The sequence below is a fragment of the Leptospira weilii genome, from assembly GCF_006874765.1.
Lineage (GTDB): Bacteria > Spirochaetota > Leptospiria > Leptospirales > Leptospiraceae > Leptospira > Leptospira weilii.
This window is the reverse complement of sequence record NZ_CP040840.1, coordinates 338,489-349,351: the sequence shown is the minus strand read 5'-3', so window position 1 is coordinate 349,351 and position 10,863 is coordinate 338,489. Positions and strand designations below refer to the sequence as shown.

7 protein-coding genes are annotated in these 10,863 nt (G+C 40.4%); 1 reads left to right on the top strand and 6 read right to left on the bottom strand.

The features are described 5' to 3' along the window. The 6 genes from FHG67_RS01780 to FHG67_RS01755 all read right to left on the bottom strand — a co-directional run bounded on the left by FHG67_RS01780 (window position 1) and on the right by FHG67_RS01755 (window position 9,512). Window positions 1–1,500: an efflux RND transporter periplasmic adaptor subunit gene (locus FHG67_RS01780; RefSeq protein WP_004495376.1), complete on the bottom strand. Its 1,500-nt coding sequence runs from the start codon at window positions 1,498–1,500 to the stop codon at window positions 1–3. A 2-nt stretch (window positions 1,501–1,502) separates the two neighbouring features. Then, on the bottom strand, window positions 1,503–2,162 hold the full coding sequence (locus tag FHG67_RS01775) for a tetratricopeptide repeat protein (protein WP_002556524.1): 660 nt from the start codon (window positions 2,160–2,162) through the stop codon (window positions 1,503–1,505). Next, entirely contained in the window at window positions 2,159–2,911 is a 753-nt protein-coding gene (locus FHG67_RS01770; RefSeq protein WP_004495361.1) for a lipoprotein, read from the bottom strand. Before FHG67_RS01770 ends, FHG67_RS01775 begins: the two co-directional genes overlap by 4 nt. A gap of 16 nt (window positions 2,912–2,927) precedes the next feature. After that, window positions 2,928–6,578 (bottom strand): Ig-like domain-containing domain, encoded by a 3,651-nt coding sequence (locus FHG67_RS01765; RefSeq protein WP_142499607.1) that lies wholly within the window; start codon window positions 6,576–6,578, stop codon window positions 2,928–2,930. Between the two features lie 4 nt (window positions 6,579–6,582). Beyond that, entirely contained in the window at window positions 6,583–8,196 is a 1,614-nt protein-coding gene (locus FHG67_RS01760) for a TolC family protein (protein WP_172616515.1), read from the bottom strand. 929 nt (window positions 8,197–9,125) lie between these two features. Further along, the gene (locus tag FHG67_RS01755; RefSeq protein ID WP_004495288.1) at window positions 9,126–9,512 is read right to left on the bottom strand and encodes a helix-turn-helix domain-containing protein; all 387 of its coding nucleotides are present in this window, start codon (window positions 9,510–9,512) and stop codon (window positions 9,126–9,128) included. A 425-nt stretch (window positions 9,513–9,937) separates the two neighbouring features. On the opposite strand from FHG67_RS01755, the gene FHG67_RS01745 reads away from it, so the two are divergent. Beyond that, on the top strand, window positions 9,938–10,843 hold the full coding sequence (locus FHG67_RS01745) for an LIC10906 family membrane protein (RefSeq protein ID WP_004495305.1): 906 nt from the start codon (window positions 9,938–9,940) through the stop codon (window positions 10,841–10,843). Window positions 10,844–10,863: the final 20 nt, after the last annotated feature.

Sequence of the window (10,863 nt, the reverse complement as noted above, 5' to 3'; positions counted from 1 at the left end):
TTATTTAAGGCCGTTTTCCATCTCGGGACGAACCTTCATTCCGTCTTTAAGTTGGGTTAGTTTTTCCACGGCGACGATACTTCCCGGATTTAAACCTTCCAATATTTCGACCTTGTCTTCGTACTGGCTTCCGGTTCTCACCTTAGCTCTTAAGGCAATCCCGTCGTTAAGCACATAAATCCAGGCGACATCGTTATCTTTGGCGAACAGCGCCTCCGAAGGAACAAGGAGGGACATCTTTGTTTCTCCCGTAAAAATGGAACCTCTTACAAACATTCCGGGAGTTAGAGATCTATCTTCGTTTTTGATTAACGCCTTTACTTCCATAGTGTGGGTTTTCGGATCTACGATCGGATTTATGATTCCCACTTTTCCGTAGAATTTTCTATCTGGATACACGTCCGCCGTAAATTCCAAATCCATATTTTTACGGACTGAAATCATATCCGATTCTCTAATATTCAATTTTGCGAATACTTTGTTTATATTTACGAGAACCAAAATCGCCTGATCCGGGCTATTTACTGCTCCCGGATTTACGTATTCTCCGACATGTTTATTGACATAAGCGACTACGCCGTCGATCGGAGAGCGAATCGTAGCGGCACGAATCAATTCCTCCGTGGATGTCAAAGCCGCCTTAGCCGATTCCACTTGAGATCTTGCAACATCTACTTCCGCTTTGTCGATGCGAGTATTGATATCTACGAACAGTTTTAATTTTTCCTTAGGGTCATCGGGAACTTTCATATTTTTCGAAATAATATCCTCGTTTCTAAAACCGACCATCCCCATTTCCAAATCCTTAATACTCATCCGATATTTGGCTTCCGCCGTTATTAGAGCCGTTTGAGCGTGTTCCATCTCTTCCTTGCTAATTCCCCCTTCTTTATAGAGAGTTTCCTTGCCGGCGAACGTCATTTTCATTTTGGTCAATTCGGCTTTGGCTTCTTTGGTTTGTGTTTTCCTTTTTTCGATATCCAACATTCTGATTTCAATATTCTCTCTGGCTTTTGCGTATTTTTCCTCGCTAAGGCTCAAAGAAGAAAAGGCGCTTTGTAATGCGGATTGGTTTTTTTTTCTTTCTAACTCTAACTGAAGAGTGTCTATGTGAAGCAGCACGTCTCCTTTTTTAACTTTTTCCCCCTCTTTGGCTTTGATTTCCACGATGTTTCCGGCGGTTTTGGAAACTATATCCACCTTATCCAAAAAATCTACGGATCCCAAGGCATAAATCGCGGGATTTATTTTTTCCGGATAAACACTCGTCGCTTTTACGATTACCGAATCCATATCCGTAATGTAATCTTTGTTCTTCTTTTTGAAAAGATTCGGGATAAATTCGAATGCTCCTTCCTTTTTTTTCTCCCTTATGAAAGATTTAGAATCATTGTATATTAAAACTTTATAAAATAGAAATATACAAATGATCAACAAGGCGGATTTGATGATTTTCGATTTTAAGATATTTCTAAGAGCTTGCAATTTGGAATCGGGCATATTCATTGTTCCTTATCTATTTCGGACTCGATCATTTTGATCGAACTTGGATTTTCTTCGGAGATGAGTCTGGCCTTCTCAAAATAACGGCTTGCCGCTTCCTTTCTTTGGGCTTTATAGTATATTTTTCCCAATCGCAGATATAGAAGGGAGAGTTTTGCAGATTCCGCTTTCGCTTGATCGTATAAGGAAAGTGCTTCCTGTATTTTCCCTTCCGATTCCAATACCGTACCGAGCGTATATTCGACTTCCCACCTGTTGGGAATATGATTGATGATGGATTCAAGACGCTCTTTCGCTTCCGCCCTATTATCGCTGCGTAAACTTTCGATTTTAGAAAGCCAATATGCGGCGTTAGCATTACATTGATCCTTGTTTACTGCGTCTTGGAATATCTCTTCCGCTTTTTCAAAATCTTTTTTATAATAATGAATTTTTCCCAACATAATCATCGTTCTAATCGAGTCCGAATCCATTTCCAACGCCTGCGAATAAAGCGAAAGCGCTCCGTTTAAATCCCGTTTTACGTAGGCGATATCCGCGTCCCTTTGTAACGACTTGAATTTTTCCGAATCTTTTTTGCAGGAATAGGTCGTAGCGGTAACGAGTACCAGAACGGGAACGAAAAAATTCTTACGTGAAATTGTGTTTTGTGTATTCATCGTTTTACGAGAGTATTCATCTTATTGGAAATGTTACGGCAGACTTCTTTTAATAGATTGGCTTCGTTTAGGGTTCTTCCGTTCACGACGTAGGTGATCCCTCCTTTCAAAACTCCGTTCGAATCGTAAACTTTGAGAAAAACCAAAGAATTGAAATCCTCTTCCAATAAATTTCCGGAATCATTATTGCCCACTGCTCCTTGAATGAAATAGCGGATTCCTATTTGTTCGGATAAAAATTTTATCTCGTTGCTGGAAAGAAAATCGCTGAATTGCGTTTCCTTCGATACATTAGAAAATCCTACTACTGTTCCTTTATCCAAAACCTGGCGGAGATTTTCCGGAAGTAAGTCCTTTAAGTTCGAGGCGTTTTCAGTGGTATCAATTTCGTTAGAGGCGGGTTTCGTTTCTTTTTTCTTGGTCAATTCGAGAGATTCTATCGTTTCGGAATTTGAATTCGCTTTAGAAAATAATTTTATCAGTGATTTTTCCTCCGGCATTTCCTTAACGGAATATCCTTCCGCCATTAAATGGAGTTGAAGCATATCTTTGAAATTTTCCATAAGATACGGAGAAAATCTAGCGTCTCTACTTACAATTTTTCCTATTGCTAAAGAAGAATTTTCTTCGGACTTCATCACATAAACTTGGTAACTTCCGGACGAACGGAATAGTTTTGCAATTGTCGTGCAATTGCAAAAAAACATTGAGAGTGAAAGTAATACGATCGATCGGAGAAATTTTTTCATAATATCATATCCTCTTTTAATTGCTTTCGAAGAAAAAGCTGAATTGGGAAGATAAAGCGGTCCCATTCGCATTCGTGGCCGACTGATCGATTTGAATCAAATAAAGTGGATAGTTTGCTCCACCGATTCCCGTATTGAATAGAATATCGAATCCGCACGTTAGACCAACGTCCGTCATCGAAATCGTTAAAACCCGATCGCTATCGCTCCATGCCCATCTTCCCTTATAAATGGAGGAGGCGCTGTTCGGAACTTGAGAGACGGCCGTTATATTAACCGCATTAACCGTACTTACAGTGTTCATCGGTTGATTAAAGACGATCACGATATTGTCCGAAGCGGAATCCGCGGGACAAGCCTGCAATCCAGGAGTGAAAGAATAAGAGGACGCCGGAAGAAAGGGAGTTCCAGCCTGCCACCAACATCCTGTCGTAACCGTTAGACTGTTACAGTTAGCTTGATTCCCTTTGCCGATTGCTATTACTTGCGGCGAATCATTCTCTGTTCTGAATATTAAAGAAAATGAATTTTGTAGAGAATTCCCTGCTAAATCCTTCGCCGAAGTGGAAATTGTTAAGGTGTAATTTTGTCTGCTAGTTAAGGCAATCAAAGGGGTTAGAGTCATATTGTTCCCCGCGAAGGTGATAGCAAAACTCGCAGAGGGTGAAACAGATAACGCGTTTTGTGTGGAAGCCGGGTCCATCGGTTCGTTGAAATGAATCACAATCGGAACGCCGGTGCATACGTTATTCGTAAGAGTACCGCTTTGAGAGTTAATTACGTCGTTAGGGATCGCGCTGCAATTATCACCATCCCCATCGACTTCAAAATCGATTCCCGTCACAATGGGTTGGCTCGAATCCAGAGCACCCACAACAAAAGTTGCGTTTACCGGATTCCTAAGTCCTTTGCCCGAAGTGTTTGTTATGGAAGTTGCAAGAGAAATGTTATATCTTTTTCCGTACTGAAAGGCGACGTCCGGAGTAAAGACCATCTGATTTGCGGTCGGAAATGAAAACTGTCCCGTTACCGAAGGAGAAATTGAAAATCCGGATCTCAAAGAAGACGAATTCATTGGTTCGGAAAAAGTCATCACGATCGGATTGACCGCCGAATTTCCAGTACATGCATTGTTGACAGTTGTCGTCAGAACGTTTGTAACGATACCTAAACCCGCTTGGCAATTTGTCGGAGTTCCAGAAAAGACATCTATCGAATTAACCGCAGGAAAACCTCCCAGAGGAGAACTTAGAAAATAAAGAACGTATCCGTTCTGGATTTGAATTCCACCGGAATCCGTGGCGTTTTGACTGATGGAAATCACGTACTGAGTGTTCGGATTGAGAGATTGAGCCGCAATGAATCGAAGCGTAGTCGGAGATGTCCAAGAGATAAGACCGGAAACGTTCGGACTGATCGAGAACGCTTGAGAAGTTATGTTCTGGTCCATGTTTTTACTGAAAATGATTTCAAAGGAAGCGCCTTGACCGCTTCCCACGTTGTCTGTACAAACGTCGGCGACAAAAGACGCGGACAAGGGATCGTCCATACCGCCATCGCAACCTCCGGGCCCCGTCGCAACGTCAGACAACACATTTAGTACGGAAGGAGGTGCGTTGTTTACCGGGCCTCCGTTCCCCGTGGTAAAAAAACTGATGAATTCGGAAACCATTGCGTTACCCGCAAGATCTTTGGCCGCCGTGCTGATTATGATTTTGTACTGCGCGAACAAATTCAAATTTTGAGACGGGGTAAAGAGCAATTCGGTGGGAGAAGGCCAAGTGATGAGACCGTTAACCGACGGAGATAGTGAAAAAGCGTTCGTAGTGGCGGCTTGGTCCATCGGTTCGTTGAATCGCACTCTGAACTTGGTTCCGTTCGTTTGATTACAGATATTGGTAGTGAGATTCGGAATCGGTGTAAGACCTAAATTTCCACAGGCGGGAGCCAAGTCGCTTAACAATGGCCCGGTCGTAAAATCCATTCTAGGAGGAAGCAGATCGATTCCAAACGTGAAGGAAAATGAATAAGAGGAACCTAATGTATTCCCGTCTAAATCCATCGCGGAACCCGGGATCGAAATCGTATAAGTGGTATTTTGCCAGTCTTGGCTTGGAGTAAAAACCAAAAGGCTACCGTTTCCGCAAGGACCCGTAGAACCGCATAACGCATTTCCGCTTGTAAGCCAGGTTTTTGTTCCAAGGATATTCGGGGAAATACTCAACGCATTTTCGATCGTGGATTGAATCATAGATTCGCTGAAATGAATGAATATCGGAGTGTTCGTAGAAGCAGGTGAAAGACCGGAACAGGCTCCCGTTTTGTCTCGGATTCCATTGATCGGATCAAGCAAAGATGCAAGGGTTCCGGGAGCACAGCCTGCTCCCGTATTTATGAAACCGTCTTGAAAGGTCACTCTAGGAATTTGAAAATCTTGGCCTACCGTGAATGAGAACGAATAATTTTGACCGACTAGATTCCCTGCAATGTCTGTGGAATTACCGGAAATAGTTACAGTGTACGTAACGGAGTGCTGCCAGGGAGTCACGGGCGTAAACGTCAATCTACTCGTTGTTCCGCAGGGCCCAGTAGAACCGCAGGCGCCGTTCGGACTTGCGGACCAGGTTTTGATACCGTTGATATTGGGAGATATGTTGATGTTCGAATCGGTCGTCGTTAAATTCATCGCTTCCGAAAAATCAATGATAATCGGAGACGATTGAAAACCAGGAACAACGCCGGTACACAAACCGACTGCATTAAAAAGTCCGCCAGGAAACAATGTGGAAGCTAACACACCGGGAGAACAACCCGCGGCGTTTTGTATATATCCGTCCTGCATTAAGATTTGGGGCTTAACAATTTCCGTTCCAACGGTAAAACTTGCGGAGACATTTTTACCCAGAGGATTCTCCGAAGTATCTTGAGCGGTTTGAGAAATAGTCAAAACGTACGTAAGCCCTGTGGTAAGGGCGTCTCTTGGGGTAAAAGTTAAAACAGTGTTATTATTGCTCCAAACAAACGAACCCACCATTTGAGGAACGGTAAGGAAATTTGACTCCACAGTTCCCCTGTCCATCGGTTTCGTGAAACTGACAACGATCGGAGTATTGATGCAAACGTCGGTCGTGCTGTAAAAGTTATTACGAAAATTAATAAAATCTAATATTTGATCTGTGTTTAGGCAGCCGGTCGTATTTTTTCGACCGCCGATCGAAATCACGTCGGGAGGAAGGACGTCCGTACTTACTGAAAAACTAATACTGTACGGTTTTTCTAGATCCCTACCTTCCTGATCCTCGCATCGATTGGAAAGATTCACCAAATACGTTATACCACCTTGCCATCGTTTGTTCGGTGTGAACGTCAGAGTATTGCCGTTGATTTCGAAGAGTCCTGTCACCCCGGGTTGAACCGAAAACGCTCCGATACAGCTTTGTTCGTCGATCGGTTTGTTAAAGGTCATCACGATTTTTTGATCTCTTAAAACCCCTGTTTGTCCGGGAGAAGGAATGGAATATAGCACTTTCGGCGAGGCAGGATTATTGTCCAAGGGAATCCAATTTTTGAACTTATTTTCAAGTTTGCTACAATAGAACAGAAAGGAACTTACATAAAATAATAATATTAAAAAAAATAAATATCTAAATCGTTTGTTGTGTTTCATGGGTTTACTTCTTTTTAATGGGATCATATGCATCTAATAAACCCCTGTCCGCTTCGGAATCGGTATCCGGGGAATTGAAATATTCTTCGATATCTTTAACTTTAAAGTTCTCGGCCGCTTTCGATTTAGGAATAGGTCGATTTTGCAGGATCAACGGAAGAATCGTATTTCCGTGATTCGGTTTGTATTTGAACAACTTCAGTGAATCGGGCTGCAAACCCGAGACCCATTCCAGCTCGTAAACGGAAGTGCAATATTTTCCGATTGCATCTACAAGTTTTTCTTGAGCGCCTACAAGTTCGGTTTCGGCGAAGAGTATGTCCGATCTTTTTGCTTCCCCGACCTGGATTTTGGTGTTCATCAAGCGCATGCTCTCGTAGCGAAAATAAACCATTCCGCTTCCGATCGTGATTAAATCGTAGGATTCCTTAACGACGTCGCTAGCTTTCTCTACTTCGATCGCAATGGATTGTTCCAAACGTTTTTTTTCCGCGATAGAATCTCCCAATTTAATCTTACTTTCCATTACCTTTCTCGAATAACTCATGTTATCCAGAACTTGGAGATTATTGGATGTCGCCGCATTGAAGTTGGGATTAACAGTACCCGCAAATCCGCTACTCGCTTGGTTGTTATAACGCATCCCTAAGTTTTCGGTCGTTGTATTGGTGGAACCTCCTAAAGGGAATACAACTTTAACGTTCACATTCCAGGTATCGTTTTGTAACGGATAAGTTATACCAGTTCTTCCATAAGAACCGCCGACAGAAATCTGAGGGATCCAAGCGTTTTCGGCCAGTTCGCGTTCCTTCGCTAATTTTTTATTATTAATCTTGATTCTGACAATTTCCGATCTTTGATTCTGAGCATTCTCAATTAATGTTTCCTTTTTCAAATCAGGATAGGAAAGGTAGAAGTCTGTAAGTAAATTTCCTTCAATAATGAGATCGGACTGATGATCCAAACTCATGACTAACTTCAAATCGTTCTTTGCCTTTAGATATTCGTTTACGGATTTCACCAAAGCGAATTCGATTTCTTGAAGACGGGAGGCAACGCTCAAGACTTGAATTTGCGTAGTAAAACCGAGTTTAGCCTCCAGTTTTGCAAGTCTGAGTTGTTCTTTGGCGCGTTCCACCGACTTCTTGTTAAGAGCCACCTTTGCAAGCGCAACCAACGTGTTTATGAAATTTTTTTCAACTTCCAGCCTCACTTTAGAAGAAGTAATTTTAAAGTCTTCCCTACTTAATATTTCCTCTAATTGAGCTATATCGAGATCCAGCTTCTTTTTACCGCCGTCGTAAATGATCTGGTCTACGTTTAACAAAATCGCGTTATATATGTAATCATTCGAGTCTTGAATTATATATCTCTGCCTCGTCATATTGACTCCGAGAGTAGGGAGCAAATCCCTCCACCGTTCGGAAATGAGTTCTTTGATTGCTGTGTTTTTGTTTTTAAGAGATAATAATAGATAGTAATTCGTTAAAGCTATTTGAGTGGCGGTTTCCAAATTAATTCTTAACGTTTTTTTGTCGGAAGCTCTGATTTCGATTCTTGGGCACACGCAAAAGAGGAGAAAGATAAAACCCGCGAATAAGACAGAATCTGGGAGAATCGCCTTTAGAGCTTTTTTTATATAAATCGTGTTTATCTTCGGTTTTTTTCGGAGAAAAAAAACGCACTCAAAGCGGAGTGCGAAATGTAAGGATGTCCAGAAAAGTCGAAATTGTTTTTGCGGCTTTTTAAAGTAAACTCCTTGGGGCCACAAATTGTGATTGTGTATTTTATAAAATATCACGAAATTCCTTCGAGCCAAATGTTATCGGTGCGATATTTTAGTCAATATAAATTCAATTGTGGTGGAGATTTATTTTAACGTGAACTTGGTGTAAAAGAAGATCAGAGTCTTCCCCAAGAGCGGGAATTCTCACGAAATTAGAAACTGTCATAATCTCGACGATCGCAGTGGATTGCGGTGCAAGGAGCTTCGCTGTTATTCATCTCTACATAATAGAGTGTCTAAAATTCCGCGCTAAACGCGGGATTTGTATTCAAATTAGCGCTACTCTATTTTAGAGATGAGCAAAAGTCGTTTCAAACCCGCAAAAAGAACCTAAGAAGACGAAATTTGTGGGAACTGCGCTTTATTCAGGCAACTTAGAAATTACGATCATGATTCTTTAGCGTGAATTCGACGGTTGAAAATGAGAAAGAATTTTCTAAAAATAGGAGCCCCTGCTTTTAGAATTTGCTCCTAAAATTGCGACATGTTGTAGTTCCCACATTTTAAGAATAGATTTACAAAGTTCAAATTCCAACTTCCTACAGAAAAATGAATCGTGAATTTCTTACGACCCTGCTCACGTTTCTTTAAGGTTGGTGAAACGAATTCTTAGAATTGTCTACAAACAACCTGAGAACATTTAAAGATCGTAGAATCGAAACTTTGTCTTGTTGAAAGATAATTCTGAGCATGAAGTTGATATTGAATGCAAAGGAATCGCTTTGTTTAAACGGACATTTTAAAACGAAGGAAAGAGGTTCTTAATTATTTTCGACTTCTTTTTTTGCTAGGCTAAAAATCAACTTTTGGGCAATTTCAAATTCTTTTTTGGGCAAAATTGCCAATATTTCTACCATTTTTGGTAAACCTTCTTTCGAAGTTATTTTTTTCAATAAGGTCGGCTCGAATTCTATTTTCATTTTGGCTCGAAGTGCCACTTTTTCCGGCAGTTTACCTTCAAGGAGCCATTCTCTTCTGTATCCGTGGACCATTTCTATCGTAATTGCCGCGTCTTCCGGTATCGGAAATCTTCCGCTCAGCCAACCACTGATCGTTTGTTTTGATTTGCCGATCGTGTCCCCAAACTCTCTTTGATTCCCTTTGAAACTTAAGAGTATGGTTTGTAATCTTTTCTTTTGCTCGTTCAAAACATGTCCTAGAATAATACTTTTTTGTTGACATTGGTATTAAAATAATACCAATGTGTCTTTAAAAACCTATTAATAGCACAACTTTCAAAAAATCAATTCAAATGCCAGTATGGCAATTATTGATGGGTCATAATTTGTAAAAAGAAATACAGTGGTATCTTTTGCCTTGTTTTGGGTTATGGAAAAAAGATCGATGAGTAAAGACATGTTTTTGTCGCTAAAAGATAAAATTTTGATGGAAAAGTCCCTTATTTTTTTGATATTTTTTTCTTCAAAAGTGATTTTCCTTTTTAAAAAATTTTCCCATGCGAATTCACATTCAGTTTTATATCAAATTGAAAAGGAAACGGACAAAGACTCGAAACCGAACTACGAAATAGAAGCGAATAGAAACAATTAAATTTTAACGAAGAATTAGTATTATGAACCTTAACCATTTTATCCCAATTTTAACAGGACTGCTCCATTTATCCTTCGGAATCTACGTCTTTAGTTTAAGACCAAGACAAAAATTACAGACTTTATTCCTGCTTTTGAATCTATGTATCGCACTTTGGCTCTGCATTCAAGGTCTTAGAGGATTATTTCCTCTCGAATACCGTAATTTAGGTTTGAACATAACCTTTCTTCCTATGTCCGTCGGAACATTTATTTCATATCTTATTTGTAAAAAAATGGAGAACGTAGGACAGAAGGTTCCGGTTTGGATATTAATCCTGGGTATTGTAGGCTTTTCCTATTTTACCTGGGCTTGTTTCAGCGAAAGAATGGTGGCTTTAGAAAATCCCGATACTTTCACTTTTAATTTCAGTTTGAATTATCACTTAATTATTTATTTTTCTATCTTTTGGGTTTTATTATCAGGTTGGATAATTTTTAAAAAAATGCTGCTCAAAAGAGGAGACGACAGGGTAAGGCTCTTTTTTGTTCTACTCGGTTCTATCGTTGGGTTACCGATCACTTTAATGTTCATTTATTTACTTCCGTTTTTAGGAATTTACAAAGCATATTTATCATCTTTGGGGCTTTCCGTTTGTTCGGTCTGTTGGGCGGTGGCAATTTTGCATTACGACGCTTTTGAAATCAAAGCCGGTCTGATTCAGGGTCGGAAAATTTCTTTTATCAATCGGGTCGCTTCCAAACCTTTTTTAAAGCTCATGAGGAAATTAGATCCGATGAGATTTGTTCAAAAAAGCTCAAAGGCAAAAGAGGAAATCACGAGACAAATTCTCATTCAAGACTTTCACCTTGCCGAAAATACCGGTGAAATATCGGTCGATGAAAGAGCCAAAATTCTTTCGAGAAGATTCGGAAAGTATTTTAAATAGTTTTATTTTATGTGGGATTC

Coding starts and splice junctions, on each gene's coding strand:
- FHG67_RS01780 (WP_004495376.1), bottom strand. CDS start 1,500: ATGCCCGATTCCAAATTGCAAGCTCTTAGAAATATCTTAAAATCGAAA.
- FHG67_RS01775 (WP_002556524.1), bottom strand. CDS start 2,162: ATGAATACACAAAACACAATTTCACGTAAGAATTTTTTCGTTCCCGTT.
- FHG67_RS01770 (WP_004495361.1), bottom strand. CDS start 2,911: ATGAAAAAATTTCTCCGATCGATCGTATTACTTTCACTCTCAATGTTT.
- FHG67_RS01765 (WP_142499607.1), bottom strand. CDS start 6,578: ATGAAACACAACAAACGATTTAGATATTTATTTTTTTTAATATTATTA.
- FHG67_RS01745 (WP_004495305.1), top strand. CDS start 9,938: ATGAACCTTAACCATTTTATCCCAATTTTAACAGGACTGCTCCATTTA.